Origin of the sequence: Pseudomonas citronellolis, from assembly GCF_029335315.1 — a bacterium.
GTDB lineage: Bacteria > Pseudomonadota > Gammaproteobacteria > Pseudomonadales > Pseudomonadaceae > Pseudomonas > Pseudomonas citronellolis_A.
This window is the reverse complement of the sequence record NZ_JARJLT010000152.1, coordinates 17,819-32,975: the sequence shown is the minus strand read 5'-3', so window position 1 is coordinate 32,975 and position 15,157 is coordinate 17,819. Positions and strand designations below refer to the sequence as shown.

Below are 15,157 nucleotides of genomic sequence, written 5' to 3'. Positions count from 1 at the left end.
ATTTGCCGGGTTGCACCCGTAGGGCGAATAACCCCGAAGGGGTTATCCGCCGCTCCGAACGCCGACCCCACGCAAGGCCCAACGGCGGGTGGGGGGTGAACGCTCCCTCGCTACAAATTCCTTACAGCTTTTTACATCTTCGATCCCGCCGTACAACGCCGCCTTACATCGCCTTCGAATAATCGGCGGCATCCGTGCCCCGAGCCACGGCCTCTGACTGATTGGAGATAACAATAATGATCCAACGTAGAGTTGCCCCGAGTCGCACCCGCCGTTCAGCGGAGGTGCGTCATGTCTGATTCGAAGATCCAGCTCACCCGCGCCCTGAAGAGCCGCCACATCTTCATGCTGTCCCTCGGCGGGGTGATCGGCACCGGCCTGTTCATGGGCGCCGGCGTCACCATCAACCAGGGCGGCCCGGCCGGCGCCGTGCTGGCCTACCTGGTGGCCGGCCTGCTGATGTACCTGGTGATGGTCTGCCTGGGCGAGCTGTCGGTGCAGATGCCGGTTTCCGGCTCCTTCCAGGCCCACGCCACGCGCTTCATCGGCCCGGCCACCGGGTTCATGATCGGCTGGGTGTACTGGATGAGCTGGGCCTCCACCGTGGGCCTGGAATTCACCGCCGCCGGCATGCTGATGACCCGCTGGTTCCCCGAGGTGCCGATCTGGCTGTGGTCGGGCTTCTTCGTGGTCGTGCTGTTCTCGCTCAACGCCCTGGCCACCCGCGCCTTCGGCGAGGCCGAGTACTGGTTCGCCGGGATCAAGGTGGCGGCCATCCTCGCCTTCATCGTCGTCGGCGTGCTGGTGATCTTCGGCGGCATCCACCTGAACGACGGCGCGCCGGCTCCCATGCTGCACAACCTGGTCGGCGACAGCCTGTTCCCCAACGGCCTGTCGGCGGTGTTCGCGGTGATGATGACGGTGGTCTACGCCTTCCAGGGCTGCGAGATCATGGGCGTCGCCGCCGGCGAGACCGACCAGCCGGAGAAGAGCATCCCGCGCGCCGTGCGCAACGTGGTGTTCCGCGTGCTGATCTTCTACGTGCTGGCGATCATCGTACTGGCCGCCATCGTCCCCTGGCAGAAGGCCGGGCTGGTGGAAAGCCCGTTCGTGCAGGTGTTCGACATGGTCGGCATCCCCTACGCCGCCGACCTGATGAACTTCGTCATCCTCACCGCCATCCTCTCGGTGGGCAACTCCGGCCTGTACGCCTCCACCCGCATCCTCTGGGCCATGTCCAAGACCGGCATGGCGCCCAAGGGGCTGTCGAAGCTGAGCGCCCGTGGCGTGCCGCTGTACGCGCTGCTGATCAGCCTGGCCTTCGCGCTGCTCTCGTTGCTGACCAGCGTGGTCGCCGCCGACACCCTGTTCATGGTGCTGATGGCGGTGAGCGGGATGTCCGGCACCGTGACCTGGATCGTCATCGCCTACGCCCAGTACCGCTTCCGCCGCGAGCACATCGCCAACGGCGGCACCGTCGCCGACCTGAAATACGCCGCGCCGCTGTTCCCGTTCGTGCCGCTGGCGTGCATCGCGATCTGCTGCGCGCTCTTCGTGTTCCTCGCCATCGACCCGACCCAGCGCCCGTCGCTGTACTGGGGCTTCGGCTTCATCGCCGCCTGCTACCTGGCCTATTACGGGCTCAAGCGCAAACGCCCGCAGGTCGCCGCCGAGGCTGTATTAGGCGTTAGCTGACCCAGTTCGCAACGGCAGGGGGCCTGCCAGGCTTGCTCCGGTAGTCCGGAGTGAACTGGGGCCTAAAGCGGTTACACCTCCAATAGCCCTCTTTAGAGGGCTATTTTCATTTTCCGCACATGCACTTTGAGCGAAGAGCAGTACGGGCAGTTTGCGCCGTAAGCGTTCTGGTCGACCGCGGCAGCCAGGGACGCAATGCCCCTAGGGCAAGGGGCACTGCCTACGTATAGCTACCGAGCGACTCGACGAGTTTCCTGCTGCTTTAGAACTGCTCTATCCCTTGGGGCGCGGTGCCATCGCTTCCCACCTGAAGGGCGACTGTACTGTCATCGATTGTTTCTCAGGTACAGCAGGTCGATAGGGCATCCAGGGTGTCGGACGCATGATGCCGATCTCTGTAATTGCTCTCCGAGCCGAAGCGCCCACCTTCCTCCGCGGGCTTCCATCTGGCGCTACGAGTCGCCTCTCTACCTTCTATCCATCTGTTTAGAAGCCAAGTGCCAGGATTTTCCGGGACTTCCGTCATTATCCTAGGATTTGTCGATATAGATCTGGCGAGTATTCTCACTTGTCTCTTCGGTGTATCTGATAGAGGCCTCTTAAAGAAAGCGTTTAACTTTTTGGGGCTTTGACGGGTATGCATTCGATGTCGGGAGGGTCTTCAGGCGAGGAAAATTATTTTCCGAATGATTTATAAAATCTGTCTCCAGGGCTTTGGGTGTTAAAGGCTTCTGTCCTACAAGGTATATGGAGATCAGGTTGCAGTTTTAATAATATTTAAAATGCAGGTGCCAAATGGACTTCTATTCTTTTCCTGTATTAGGCTATGGCGAATTGGTTCATGATGAACAGGCGTCAAGAAAGCTGCTGAATGCTTTTGAGTCCTGTGGGTATTTCTATCTGTCCGATCTGGATGCGCTCATTCCCCCACCTTTATTCAAGTCATTGAGTGAGGTCTCGGGGCGATTTTTCGCGTCGTCTTTACGCGAGAAAATGGCTTATTACATCGGCGAGTCTACCCATCATCGTGGTTATGTCCCATCGACCGAGAAGGGAGCCTATAGCGACGAAAAAATTCGCGCGTACGAAGCCTTCGATATTGGTTTTGACGCTCCCGAGCTACCATCGAGTCGGCGCAAGGGGTTTGAATTGGTTGGGCCTAATTCCTACCCACCTCATGTGCCAGGCATGGAGGAAGTCCTGAGTAGCTACTATTGTGCAAATTTCACAATAGGTCGGCAGATATTACGCTTAATCGCTCGAGAGTCAGGTTTGGCCGAGGATTATTTTGAAACATACCTCACCCGCCCGGCGTCACAGTTACGGTTAATTCGCTACTTTCCCAACGACGTACTGGTGAACAGCGACGATGCCAGCATGGGAGCGCATACCGACTATGAGCTTTTCACCATTATGCACCAGTCATCCCCGGGACTAGTGTGCTATGACCGTCAACGACAGTGCTGGCAGCCTATGCCGGTTTTCAAGAATACATTGCTCGTTCTAGTCGGCGATATGCTGCAGTTCCTGACTAATGGTCAGGTAAAGTCGCTTTTACATAGAGTTGTAACGACCGGGGAGGAGCGATACAGCTTCCCGTTCTTTATGAATCTCGACTTCGAAACCCGACTACGAGCGCTGCCCTGCTATGGCCGTTGTGATGAGACGGTGGTCGTCGGTCAGCATCTTCTTGCACAACTTTATCGAGACTTTCCATATATTAAGAGGCGTATCGATAGTGGCGAGTGGGCGGTGGACTTTCCTATCCCGGATTTTAATAAGTATGAGCAGGTCTGAAAGGCCTTTAAATATAACTAGGTGTGCGGAGGCGAGTCAATGAGAGGATTGATAGGAAAGCGAGTTGTGGTTACCGGCGGGGCTAGCGGTATTGGCCAGGCGACGGCAAGGCGCTTCTTGGACGAAGGCGCAAAGGTTGTGATTCTCGACAAGAATCGCCATGCCCTGAGGGAGACTCTGGCTAACGTCTCAGGGATCGAGGCGGCAATACTTGTCGATGTGTCCAGCGATGCAGAAGTAGAGCGCGCTTTCTCTGAAGTGGATGAGTACTTCCAGAATATCGATGTGCTAATAAATAATGCCGGAATCAGTGTGCGGCACGAGAGTTTCTGTTCGATTACGCCGCAGCAATGGCGTCAGGTGATAGACACAAATCTGAACGGAATATTCTATGTCGCTCGCGAAGCGCTGAAGCGTATGCCATATGGCGTAATTCTTAACATGTCATCGGTCAATGGGTTGGCGGCGTTTCCGCACTATGCCGATTATAACGCTTCGAAAGCCGCTGTACTGGCGTTGACGCAGACACTGGCTGTCGAGTTGGCGCCGGCGATACGTGTCAATGCGTTGTGTCCCGGGGCTGTGATGACGCCGATGCAGAAGGCTGAATACACGGATGAGATGTTCGCTGCGGTCAATGCCAACATTCCTTTGGGGCGCCACGCCGATCCGTCGGAAGTCGCCGCCTTGTATGCGTTTCTGGCCTCCGATGAGGCTGCTTTCATTACGGGCCATCACTACGTCATAGATGGTGGTGAGTTATCGCGGGCGGCAATATGAGCCAGGTCGTAGATATTTCAAGTTGGGCAAGCGTCGTCGAGCGATTTGCCAATTGTAGCAACCCATATCATGAGTTCGAGCGTACAGCGATACTTGCCGAACAGGCCGTCGCGAGTCTGGATTACAGACAGATTTTCCCGTTACTCGAGTTCAAGCGCCAAGGTGCACCCGGCGGGCGATTGTTGCTGCGTGGCGCTACTCCTGATCCAGATCTGATGCCAACCACTGAATTGACGAGTGAGATCGAACGTCACAAACGTACCTTTTTTAGTGAGTTCTATTTGGTAATGCTAGGGAAGCTTCTCGGAGAGCCCTTTAGCTACACGCAGGAGCGAAATGGCGCGGTGATACACAACGTGCGCCCGTCGAGGAGGAATGAAACTAATATATCGTCCGATAGCTCAGCAATAATTCTTGATCTTCATAATGAAAATATCTATCACCCGGTGCCTCCTGACTACTTGCTACTAAGCGGATTGCGACGTGATCCGAGTGGTCAGGCAAAGACGTTGGTGCTCGGTGTTGACGAAGTTTTATCACTCTTGAGTAAGGATGAAATTTCAACGCTCAGTGAATTCAATTTTCGAACCAGTGTCGATTATAACTTTGGAAACCATGACGCCAGTCGCGGCGATGGTCCTTTGATTCGTGTCTTATTTGGAGATCTGGCATCACCGATGATCGCCTATGACGATGAGTACATAGTAGGAGTAAACACGCGAGCGCAGGCTGCACTTGATCGATTGCGGGTCATATTGCATGAGCATATGGTGGAGGTCGATCTTGCTCCAGGGGAAATCTTGCTGCTGGATAACTTGAAGACAGTTCATGGGCGAACGGCGTTCAATGCTCGTTATGATGGTACTGACCGCTGGTTGCAGCGACTGCTCGTATCCCGTGACTTGCGTCGTGCCGAAATGTTGCTAGGGGAAACCACGCGAACCATCTCTTGGGCCTATGAAAATCGGAGCTTTTATGGATATGTCGACTATCGTTAAGGGCTCTGCGGCCGAGAAAGCTCAGGATCGGGTCGCCTTCTGGGCGATATTCTCCATCCCGCTGATCTGGGGTATTGGTTTTCCATTAACGCATAATGCCGTTGCGCATGCTGATCCAGGCGTGTACGCGTTTGCTCGATCATTTGTGGCTCTGCTGGCGCTGCTGCCATTTGTACTGCCCGTAGTCTTTAAGGTGAATAGGCAAACGGTGGTAGGTGGTTTTTTGCTCGGAGTATTCAGTGCACTCAATATAGTCAGCCAAAGTTATGCGTTGAGTTATTTGTCTTCAGCCAGTGCAGCATTCTGCGTAACTTTGAGCGTTGTCTTCATTCCACTTATAATGCTTGCCCTGCGACAAGGTGTGCCATCGCGAATGGATATTCTTTCAGTCGTGATTGGTATACTGGGAGCCTATGTTTTTCTGGGTGCACAGCTTGAGCTGTTGAGTGTTGGTTACTTTTGGGGTTTGACCGCGGCTTTTGCGATCGCAATGACTATCTGTATTGTGGGAAAGCTGACCTCGCAGTATGGGAGGGTCAATCGCCTGGCACTGGCTTTTTTCCAAATATTATTCAGTACGATAATCCTCGCCTACTTCCCGCTCAATCGATCTATCGAACAACTGGCACGCACGGAGGTATGGATCGCAGTCGTCTTCATGGGCGTGATGGCGACTGCTTTGGCCGTGGTGTTACAGACTCGGTTTCAACAACGAGTAGGGAGCACACGGACCTCAGTCATTTTCAACCTTGACTTGGTTTTCGCGGGTCTGTTCGGCTTGTTGAACAGGGAACCGTTGGTGGTGAGCCAAGTAATAGGAGGTGCAGTTTTGCTCTTGGCGTCATCGCTTGAAAGTGCTCTGGGTGTTATCAAGAAGTTTTACTGCGCGACGTTCGGAGTTCGTTGTAAGAAATAAGGCGCAACTTTGCTAGGGAATGGTTTACCCACGGTACCGCGGCTGCCGGGAAACCCGTTCACCAGTAAGAGCTGGGTGTTCCACTCGCGCCTGCCTAGGGGGAGGCATAGAAGGCCCCATCCGCTAGGGCCCGTCCGGGCCGATTGTTCGAAGTTGTAACAGACTCCTCCCCTACTCCCCCGAAAATACCTACAGCCCCTGCGCCGCGCGGCCTTCCCGCCGTTCGGCGGGGCGTTACAAGCCACCCGAACGGGTGCATTGCCGTCTTGTTGAACACTTGTTTAGTATTGGCTCCTACGCGGCACCCATGCGACAACAACAACGAGGCCAGCATGACTCAAGCATCCCCGCTCAGCCGGGTCCAGGACGGTATCGCCTGGATCACCCTGAACCGCCCCGAACAGCGCAACGCGCTGGACGTCCCGACCCTGAAGAACCTCCTCGCCCTGCTCGACGCCTACGCGGTCGACCCGGCGGTGCGCGTCATCGTGCTGAGCGGCGAGGGCCGCAGCTTCTGCGCCGGCGCCGACCTCGCCGAATGGGCCGAGGCCGAGGCCCGTGGCGAACTGGAGACCTACGGCTGGACCGAGACCGCCCACGCCCTGATGATCCGCCTGCACGGCCTGGACAAGCCGACCATCGCCGCCGTCAACGGCACCGCCGTGGGCGCCGGCATGGACCTCACCCTGTGCTGCGACTTCCGCGTCGCCGGCGCCTCGGCGCGCTTCAAGGCCGGCTACACCGGCATGGCCTACTGCCCGGACGCCGGCGCCAGCTGGCACCTGCCGCGGCTGATCGGCAGCGAGGCGGCCAAGCGCCTGCTGTTCCTCGACGAGCTGTGGAACGCCGAGCGCGCCCTGGGCGCCGGCCTGGTCGGCGAAGTGGTCGCCGATGACCAGCTGCTCGCCAGCGTCGGCGCATTCGCCGCGCGCCTGGCCGCCGGCCCGACCTTCGCCTTCGCCCAGACCAAGCGCCTGATCCGCGACGGCGCCAACCGCTCGCTGGCCCAGCAACTGGAGGCCGAGCAGGCCGCCGGGCTGCTCTGCGGCCGCAGCGAGGACGCCGCCGAAGCCCTGCGCGCCGTGGCCGAAAAACGCTCCCCCCAATTCCAAGGCCGCTGAGCCGCGAGGTATTCCCCATGGATTTCAAACTGACCCAGGAACAGGAAATGCTCGTCGAGGCGGTCAAGGCCTTCGTCGAGAAGGAACTGCTGCCCCATGAAGAGGCCGTGGACCGCGCCGACGCGGTGTCCCCGGAGCTCGCCGCGCAGATTCGCGGCAAGGCGCTGGCCGCCGGCTTCTATGCCTTCAACATGCCCGAGGAAGTCGGCGGCGGTGGCCTCGACTACCTGTCCCAGGCCCTGGTCGAGCGCGAGCTGTCCAAGGTCTCCTGGGCGCTGCATGTGTTCGTCGCGCGGCCCTCGAAGATCCTCATGGCGTGCAAGGGCAAGCAGATCGACGACTATCTGCTGCCGGTGGTGCAGGGCGAGAAGATCGACTGCTTCGCCCTCACCGAGCCGGGCGCCGGCTCCGACGCCAACTCGATCAAGACCCGCGCCGTGCGTGACGGCGACGACTTCGTGATCAACGGCGCCAAGCACTTCATCAGCCACGCCGGGCACGCCGATTTCGCCATCGTCTTCGCCGTCACCGACAGCTACGAGCGCAACGGCAAGAAGCGTAACGCGGTGACCGCCTTCCTGGTCGACAAGGGCACCCCGGGCATGACCGTGCGCCGTGGCCCGCGCTGCGTCAGCAACAAGGGCTACCACACCTACGAAATCTTCTTCGACGATTGCCGCGTGCCGGCCTCCCAGGTCCTCGGCGAAGTCGACAAGGGCTGGGAAGTGGCCAACGCCTGGCTCACCGCCGGCCGCGTGATGGTCGCCGCCAACTGCGTCGGCCAGGCCCAGCGCGCCATGGACCTGTCGCTGCAATGGGCGGCCGACCGCAAGCAGTTCGGCCAGCCGATCGGCACCTACCAGGGCATCTCCTTCAAGCTCGCCGACATGGCCACGCAGATTCGCGCGGCCGAGCTGATCACCCTGCACACCGCCTGGAAGATGGACCAGGGCACCATGACCGACGGCGAGGCCGGCATGGCCAAGCTGTTCGCCAGCGAAACCCTCGGCAAGGTCGCCGACGAAGCGGTGCAGATCTTCGGCGGCATGGGCCTGATGGACGAAGGCCCGATCGAACGCATCTGGCGCAACGCGCGGATCGAGCGGGTGTGGGAAGGCACCTCGGAAATCCAGCGTCACATCATCTCCCGCGAACTGCTGCGGCCGCTGCTGCGCTGATCGGTGATCCCATGAGCCAACGTGACAATCTCAAACGCCTCCTGGCCCCGCGCCACCTGGCCTTCATCGGCGGCCGCAGCATGGCGCGCGCGCTCAAGCGCTGCGCCGAGGGCGGCTTCGCCGGGCAGATGTGGCTGGTCAACCCGCAGAACGACGAGCTGGAAGGCGTGCCCTGCGTGCGCAGCGTCGCCGACCTGCCCGAAGGCCCTGACGCGGTGTTCGTCGCCACCAACCGCGAGCTGACCCTGCAGGCGGTCGCCGAGCTGGCCGCCAAGGGCGCCGGCGGCGCCATCTGCTACGCCTCCGGCTTCGCCGAGACCGGCGCCGAGGGCCAGGCCCTGCAACAGCGCCTGCTCGACGTGGCCGGCGACATGGCCTTGCTCGGGCCCAACTGCTACGGCCTGCTCGACTACCTGCACGGCTCGGCTCTGTGGCCGGTGGCCCACGGCGGGCACATCGTCGAGAAGGGCGTGGCGGTGCTGACCCAGAGTGGCAACTTCGCCTACAACCTGTCGATGAGCGACCGCTCGCTGCCGATCGCCTACATGGCCTCGGTGGGCAACCAGGCCCAGCTGGGCGTGGCCGAGCTGATGGACGTGCTGCTCGACGAGCCGCGCGTCACCGCCATCGGCCTGCACCTGGAAGGCCTGAAGAACGTCCCCGGCTTCGCCCGCGCCGCCTACAAGGCGCTGCAGAAAGGCATCCCGGTGATCGCGCTGAAGACCGGCGTGTCGCAGATCGGCGCGGAACTGGCGCTCAGCCACACCAGCTCGCTGGCCGGTTCCGACGCGCTGTACGACGCGCTCTTCGACCGCCTCGGAGTGATCCGCGTGAGCGGCCCGGTGAGCTTCATCGAAACCCTCAAGGCAGCCGCCTGCGGCAACCTCCCGGCCGGCCCCAGCCTCGCCGCGCTGGCCTGCTCCGGCGGCGACGCCGGGCTGATCGCCGACTACGCCGAACGCAACGGCCTGGGCCTGCCCAAGCTGGTCGAGGCGCAGCGCGTCGAGCTGGCCCAGGTGCTGCCGGACTACGCCAACATCGCCAACCCGCTGGACTTCACCACCGCCATCTGGGGCGATGGCCCGGCGCTGGACCGGATGCTCGACAGCGCCCTGCAGACCCCCGCCGACGCGGCCCTGCTGGTGCTCGACTACCCCGGCGAGGAAACCGGCGAACGCCCGCAGTGCGACCTGCTGCTGGAGCTGTACTGCGCGGCGCTGAAGCGTCACGGCAAGGTCGGTTTCATCGCCTCGGCGCTGCCCGAACTGCTGCCGGCCCACGCACGCGAACTGCTGCACAGCCACGGTGTGGCGGCGCTGCAGGGCGTGGAAGACGCCCTGGCCGCCTGGGGCCGCATCGCCCACTACCGCCAGCGCCGCGACGCGCTGCTGGCGCGTGGCGAAGCGGCGCTGGTGCCGCTGTGCCCGCAGGAACTGAACGGCCAGGGTCGGCTGCTCGACGAGTGGCAATCCAAGCAGGCGCTGAAACCCTTCGGCCTGCCGCTGCCGGCCGCCGTGCTCAGCACCCCCGGCCAGGCCCGCGAGGCCGCCGCCGACCTGGGCTACCCGCTGGTGCTCAAGGCGGTCAGCGCCGAGCTGCCGCACAAGACCGAAGCCGGCGGCGTGGCGCTGAACCTGCGCAACGAGGCGGCGCTGGAAGCGGCGCTGTTCGACATGCGCGAAAGCCTGGCCAGGCACGCGCCCAAGGTGCCGTTCGACAAGGTGCTGCTGGAGCGCATGGCCAGCCCGCCGCTGGCCGAGCTGATCGTCGGCATCAAGCGCGAGGTCGGCTTCGGCCTGGCCCTGGTGCTGGGCGCCGGCGGCATCCTCGTCGAATTGCTCAAGGACAGCCGCAGCCTGCTGTTGCCGACCACCGACGCGGCGATCCGCGACGCCCTCCTGGGGCTGCGCAGCGCGCCGCTGCTCACCGGCTTCCGCGGTCGCCCGGCGGTGGACATGGACAAGCTGGTGGAGGCCATCCGCGCGGTCGCCGACTACGCCTGCGAGCACGCCGACAGCCTGCTGGAACTGGACGTCAACCCGCTGCTGGTGAACGCCGAAGGCGCCGTGGCGGTGGATGCGCTGGTGCGCTTGGGCGACGCCTGAGGGTTTGAAGGGGAACACGAACGCTCCCCTCTCCCTTCAGGGAGAGGGGCTGGGGGAGAGGGTGGCGGGCCGACGCTGCGATGCGGCCGGCGAAGAGCCCCTCTCCCCAGCCCTCTCCCGCAAGCGGGAGAGGGGGCAAGAGCGCTGCGGCGCGAACGGCGGCTATGCGAGTCGCCGGACAGGATGAGGATTTGCCCATGCAACAACAGAAGACTCTCACCGGCGGCCAGGCCCTGGTCCGCCTGCTGGCCAACTACGGCGTCGACACCGTGTTCGGCATCCCCGGCGTGCACACCCTGGAGCTGTACCGTGGCCTGCCCGGCAGCGGCATCCGCCATGTGCTGACCCGCCACGAGCAGGGCGCCGGCTTCATGGCCGACGGCTACGCGCGCGTCAGCGGCAAGCCCGGCGTGGCCTTCATCATCACCGGCCCCGGGGTGACCAACGCCGCCACCGCCATCGGTCAGGCCTACGCCGACTCCATCCCGCTGCTGGTGATCTCCAGCGTCAACCACACCGCCAGCCTCGGCAAGGGCTGGGGCTGCCTGCACGAGACCCAGGACCAGCGCGCCATGACCGCGCCGATCACCGCGTTCTCGGCGGTCGCCTTGACCCCGGAAGACCTGCCCGAGCTGATCGCCCGCGCCTACGCCGTGTTCGACAGCGAGCGCCCGCGCCCGGTACACATCTCGGTGCCGCTGGACGTGCTCGCCGCGCCTATCGCCCGCGACTGGACCAACGACGTGGTGCGCCGCGCCGGCCGTGGCCAGCCCGCCGCCGACGCGCTGCGCCAGGCTGTGGATAAGCTCGCCGCGGCCAAGCGGCCGATGATCATCGCCGGCGGCGGCGCGCTGCACGCCGCGCAGGCCCTGGCCGCGCTCAGCGAACGCCTGGCCGCGCCGCTGTTCACCAGCGTCGCCGGCAAGGGCCTGCTGGCCCCCGAGGCGCCGCTCGCCGCTGGCGCCACCCTGTGCACCCAGGCCGGCTGGGACATGATCGCCGAGGCCGACGTGGTGCTGGCCATCGGCACCGAGATGGCCGACACCGACTACTGGCGCGAGCGCCTGCCGCTGAACGGCGAGCTGATCCGCGTCGACGTCGACTCGCGCAAGTTCAACGACTTCTACCCCAGCGCCGTGGCCCTGCAGGGCGACTCCAAGGCCACCGCCGAAGCGCTGCTCGCCGCGCTGCCGGCCGCTGCGCGCGACGCCGCCGGCGCCAGCGACCGCGTCGCGCAGCTGCGCCAGGCGATCGACAGCGCCCACGCGCCGCTGCAGCTTATCCACAAGGCGATCCTCGAACGCGTCGCCGCCGCGCTGCCGGCCAACGCCTTCATCGCCAGCGACATGACCCAGCTGGCCTACACCGGCAACTACCTGTACCCGAGCAAGGCGCCGCGCGGCTGGCTGCACCCCACCGGCTACGGCACCCTCGGCTACGGCGTGCCGGCCGGCATCGGCGCCAAGTTCGGCGCGCCGGAGCGCCCCGGCCTGGTGCTGGTGGGCGACGGCGGCTTCCTCTACACCGCCCAGGAACTGGCCACTGCCACCGAGGAGCTGGACAGCCCGCTGGTGGTGCTGCTGTGGAACAACGACGCCCTCGGGCAGATCCGCGACGACATGATCACGCTGGACATCGAGCCGGTCGGCGTGTTGCCGCGCAACCCGGACTTCGCCCTGCTCGGCCGCGCCTACGGTTGCGAGATGCGCCAGCCGCAGAGCCTGGACGAGCTGGAGCGCGACCTGCGCGCCGGCTTCGCCCACCCCGGCGTGACCCTGATCGAGCTGAAACACGCCTGCGCGCAGTAGGCCCCGCCGTACCCGCCGGGGCCCGCGCGGCCCCGGCGCATTGAAGGACACTCCCCATGCGCTTCTCGAACCTCACCCAACGCATCGCCGGCGACGGCGCCGCCGCCTGGGACATCCACTACCGCGCCCTGGCGCGCATGGAGCAGGGCGACGACATCCTGCTGCTGTCGGTAGGCGACCCCGACTTCGACACCCCGTCGCCCATCGTGCAGTCGGCCATCGACAGCCTGCTGGCCGGCAACACCCACTACTCCGACGTGCGCGGCAAGCGCAACCTGCGCGAGGCCATCGCCCGCCGCCACACGCAGCGCAGTGGCCAGGCCGTGGACGCGAACAACGTGGTGGCGCTGGCCGGCGCGCAATGCGCGCTCTACGCCGTGGCGCAGTGCCTGCTGAACCCGGGCGACGAGGTGATAGTCGCCGAACCCATGTACGTCACCTACGAAGCGGTGTTCGGCGCCTGCGGAGCCAAGGTGGTGCCGGTGTCGGTGCGCTCCGAGCACGGCTTCCGCGTGCAGGCCGAGGACGTGGCGAAACTGGTCACCCCGCGCACCCGCGCCATCGCCATCAACAGCCCGCACAACCCCTCCGGCGCCAGCCTGCCGCGCGCCACCTGGGAAGCGCTGGCCGAGCTGTGCGTCGCCCACGACCTGTGGATGATTTCCGACGAGGTCTACAGCGAACTGATCTTCGACGGTGAGCACGTCAGCCCGGCCAGCCTGCCGGGCATGGCCGAGCGCACCGCGACCCTCAACAGCCTGTCCAAGTCCCACGCCATGACCGGCTGGCGGGTGGGCTGGGTGGTCGGCCCGCAGGCGCTCTGCGGCCACCTGGAAAACCTCGCCCTGTGCATGCTCTACGGCTCGCCGGACTTCATCCAGGACGCCGCCTGCACCGCGCTGGAAGCCCAGCTGCCGGAACTGGAAGCCATGCGCGAGGCCTATCGCCAACGCCGCGACCTGGTGCTCGACTGCCTCGCCGATTGCGTCGGCCTGCGCGCCCTGCGCCCGGACGGCGGCATGTTCGTGATGGTCGACATCCGTCCCACCGGCCTCTCGGCCCAGGACTTCGCCGACCTGCTGCTGGACCGCCACGGCGTCTCGGTGCTCGCCGGCGAGGCCTTCGGCCCCAGCGCCGCCGGGCACATCCGCCTGGGCCTGGTGCTCGGCGCCGCGCCGCTGCGCGAAGCCTGCCGGCGCATCGCCTTGTGCGCCGCCGAACTGCTCAAGGAGAAACGCTATGCATGACCGCCTGCGGCTGTACATCGACGGCGCCTGGGTGGCGCCGCAAGGGCAGGGCCTGGCCGAGGTGCAGAACCCGGCCACGGAAGCGACCATCGGCCGCGTGCCGCTGGGCGCCGAAGCCGACGTGAACCGCGCGGTGGACGCCGCGCGGCGGGCCTTCCCGGCCTGGTCGCAAACGCCCTCCAGCGTGCGTGCCGGCTACATCCGCGCGCTGGCCGAGCAGCTCAGGGCGCGCGCCGACGAGATGGCCGCGCTGATCACCGCCGAGCTGGGCATGCCGGTGCAGTGGTGCCGCATGGTCCAGGTCGACGGGCCGATCGAGGGCCTGGAAAGCTACGCCCCGCTGGCCGCGCACATGGACGAGGTGCGCGAGGTCGGCAACTCGCTGATCGTCAAGGAAGCGGTGGGCGTGTGCGCCTTCATCAACCCCTGGAACTACCCGCTGCACCAGCTCATCGGCAAGCTCGCCCCGGCCCTGGCCGCCGGCTGCACGGTGGTGGTCAAGCCGAGCCAGGACACCCCGCTGCACGCCTTCCTGCTGGCCGAGATGATCGATGCCATCGGCCTGCCGGCCGGCGTGTTCAACCTGGTCAGCGGCCCCGGCTCGAAGGTCGGCGAGGCACTGTCGCGGCACCCGGACGTGGACATGGTCTCGTTCACCGGCTCGACCACGGCGGGCATCCGCGTTTCCGAGGCGGCGGCGCCGACGGTCAAGCGCGTGTGCCTGGAGCTGGGCGGCAAGTCGCCGTTCCTGATCACCGCCGACGCCGACCTGGCGGCCGCCGTGCGCCATGGCGTGCAGGACGTGATGATCAACTCCGGGCAGACCTGCACCGCGCTGACCCGCATGCTGCTGCCGGCCAGCCGCTACGCCGAGGCGGTGGAGATCGCCCGCGCCGAGGCCGAGGCGCTGAAACTGGGCGACCCGCTCGACCCCGACAGCTTCCTCGGCCCGATGTGCTCGGGCGGCCAGCGCCGCACGGTGCTCGACTACCTTCGCGTCGGCCAGGAGGAGGGCGCGCAACTGGTCTGCGGCGGCGCCGAACGGCCCGCGCACCTGGAGCGCGGCCACTACGTGCGGCCGACGATCTTCGCCGGCGTGAACAATGCGATGCGCATCGCCCGCGAGGAAATCTTCGGCCCGGTGCTGTGCCTGATCCCCTACGCCGACGAGGCCGAGGCGCTCGCTATCGCCAACGACTCGCCGTTCGGCCTGTCCAGCGCGGTCTGGGCCGGCGATCGCGAGGATGGCCTGCGCCTCGCCCGGCATATGCGCGCCGGCCAATGCTTCGTCAACGGCGGTGCCTTCAACTACCGCGCGCCCTTCGGCGGCTACAAGCAGTCCGGCAACGGCCGCGAGTGGGGCGAGGAAGGCCTGGGCGAGTTCGTCGAGCACAAGGCCATCCAACTCTGAGCGCTTGAAGAGCACCCTCTCCCCAGCCCTCTCCCCTACGCGGGCCGCCGCAAACAGGAGAGGGAGCCGTTCGGAACACCCGGACGCAATGGAGTCAGCCG

At 64.4% G+C, this 15,157-nt stretch carries 10 protein-coding genes and 1 pseudogene; all 11 read left to right on the top strand.

The window, feature by feature from the left end; translation table 11 throughout:
* Positions 1 to 291: 291 nt before the first annotated feature.
* The 11 genes and pseudogenes from P3W75_RS12610 to P3W75_RS12560 all read left to right on the top strand — a co-directional run bounded on the left by P3W75_RS12610 (position 292) and on the right by P3W75_RS12560 (position 15,056).
* Entirely contained in the window at positions 292 to 1,695 is a 1,404-nt protein-coding gene (locus P3W75_RS12610; protein ID WP_276227683.1) for an amino acid permease, read from the top strand.
* Positions 1,696 to 2,490: 795 nt separating this feature from the next.
* Complete coding sequence (locus P3W75_RS12605; protein WP_276227682.1) at positions 2,491 to 3,492, top strand: isopenicillin N synthase family dioxygenase; 1,002 nt, start codon at positions 2,491 to 2,493, stop codon at positions 3,490 to 3,492.
* A 39-nt stretch (positions 3,493 to 3,531) separates the two neighbouring features.
* Positions 3,532 to 4,272 (top strand): SDR family NAD(P)-dependent oxidoreductase, encoded by a 741-nt coding sequence (locus P3W75_RS12600; RefSeq protein ID WP_276227681.1) that lies wholly within the window; start codon positions 3,532 to 3,534, stop codon positions 4,270 to 4,272.
* Positions 4,269 to 5,270, top strand: a complete 1,002-nt coding sequence (locus P3W75_RS12595; RefSeq protein WP_276227680.1) for a TauD/TfdA family dioxygenase — start codon at positions 4,269 to 4,271, stop codon at positions 5,268 to 5,270. Before P3W75_RS12600 ends, P3W75_RS12595 begins: the two co-directional genes overlap by 4 nt.
* Positions 5,248 to 6,186 (top strand): DMT family transporter, encoded by a 939-nt coding sequence (locus P3W75_RS12590; RefSeq protein WP_276227679.1) that lies wholly within the window; start codon positions 5,248 to 5,250, stop codon positions 6,184 to 6,186. Before P3W75_RS12595 ends, P3W75_RS12590 begins: the two co-directional genes overlap by 23 nt.
* Positions 6,187 to 6,518: 332 nt before the next feature.
* The gene (locus P3W75_RS12585; RefSeq protein WP_276227678.1) at positions 6,519 to 7,307 is read left to right on the top strand and encodes an enoyl-CoA hydratase/isomerase family protein; all 789 of its coding nucleotides are present in this window, start codon (positions 6,519 to 6,521) and stop codon (positions 7,305 to 7,307) included.
* A gap of 17 nt (positions 7,308 to 7,324) precedes the next feature.
* The gene (locus P3W75_RS12580; RefSeq protein ID WP_276227677.1) at positions 7,325 to 8,485 is read left to right on the top strand and encodes an acyl-CoA dehydrogenase family protein; all 1,161 of its coding nucleotides are present in this window, start codon (positions 7,325 to 7,327) and stop codon (positions 8,483 to 8,485) included.
* 11 nt (positions 8,486 to 8,496) lie between these two features.
* On the top strand, positions 8,497 to 10,590 hold the full coding sequence (locus tag P3W75_RS12575; protein WP_276227676.1) for an acetate--CoA ligase family protein: 2,094 nt from the start codon (positions 8,497 to 8,499) through the stop codon (positions 10,588 to 10,590).
* A gap of 183 nt (positions 10,591 to 10,773) precedes the next feature.
* A pseudogene (locus P3W75_RS12570) lies at positions 10,774 to 12,398 on the top strand (5-guanidino-2-oxopentanoate decarboxylase).
* A gap of 56 nt (positions 12,399 to 12,454) precedes the next feature.
* Positions 12,455 to 13,645: a pyridoxal phosphate-dependent aminotransferase gene (locus P3W75_RS12565; RefSeq protein ID WP_276227675.1), complete on the top strand. Its 1,191-nt coding sequence runs from the start codon at positions 12,455 to 12,457 to the stop codon at positions 13,643 to 13,645.
* A complete protein-coding gene (locus P3W75_RS12560) occupies positions 13,638 to 15,056 on the top strand; it encodes an aldehyde dehydrogenase family protein (RefSeq protein WP_276227674.1) in 1,419 nt (472 codons plus the stop codon). The genes P3W75_RS12565 and P3W75_RS12560 overlap by 8 nt, the downstream gene beginning before the upstream one ends.
* Positions 15,057 to 15,157: the final 101 nt, after the last annotated feature.

Excerpts from the sequence above, each read along its gene's own strand:
- P3W75_RS12610 (WP_276227683.1), top strand. The coding sequence starts at position 292 with ATGTCTGATTCGAAGATCCAGCTCACCCGCGCCCTGAAGAGCCGCCAC.
- P3W75_RS12605 (WP_276227682.1), top strand. The coding sequence starts at position 2,491 with ATGGACTTCTATTCTTTTCCTGTATTAGGCTATGGCGAATTGGTTCAT.
- P3W75_RS12600 (WP_276227681.1), top strand. The coding sequence starts at position 3,532 with ATGAGAGGATTGATAGGAAAGCGAGTTGTGGTTACCGGCGGGGCTAGC.
- P3W75_RS12595 (WP_276227680.1), top strand. The coding sequence starts at position 4,269 with ATGAGCCAGGTCGTAGATATTTCAAGTTGGGCAAGCGTCGTCGAGCGA.
- P3W75_RS12590 (WP_276227679.1), top strand. The coding sequence starts at position 5,248 with ATGGATATGTCGACTATCGTTAAGGGCTCTGCGGCCGAGAAAGCTCAG.
- P3W75_RS12585 (WP_276227678.1), top strand. The coding sequence starts at position 6,519 with ATGACTCAAGCATCCCCGCTCAGCCGGGTCCAGGACGGTATCGCCTGG.
- P3W75_RS12580 (WP_276227677.1), top strand. The coding sequence starts at position 7,325 with ATGGATTTCAAACTGACCCAGGAACAGGAAATGCTCGTCGAGGCGGTC.
- P3W75_RS12575 (WP_276227676.1), top strand. The coding sequence starts at position 8,497 with ATGAGCCAACGTGACAATCTCAAACGCCTCCTGGCCCCGCGCCACCTG.
- P3W75_RS12565 (WP_276227675.1), top strand. The coding sequence starts at position 12,455 with ATGCGCTTCTCGAACCTCACCCAACGCATCGCCGGCGACGGCGCCGCC.
- P3W75_RS12560 (WP_276227674.1), top strand. The coding sequence starts at position 13,638 with ATGCATGACCGCCTGCGGCTGTACATCGACGGCGCCTGGGTGGCGCCG.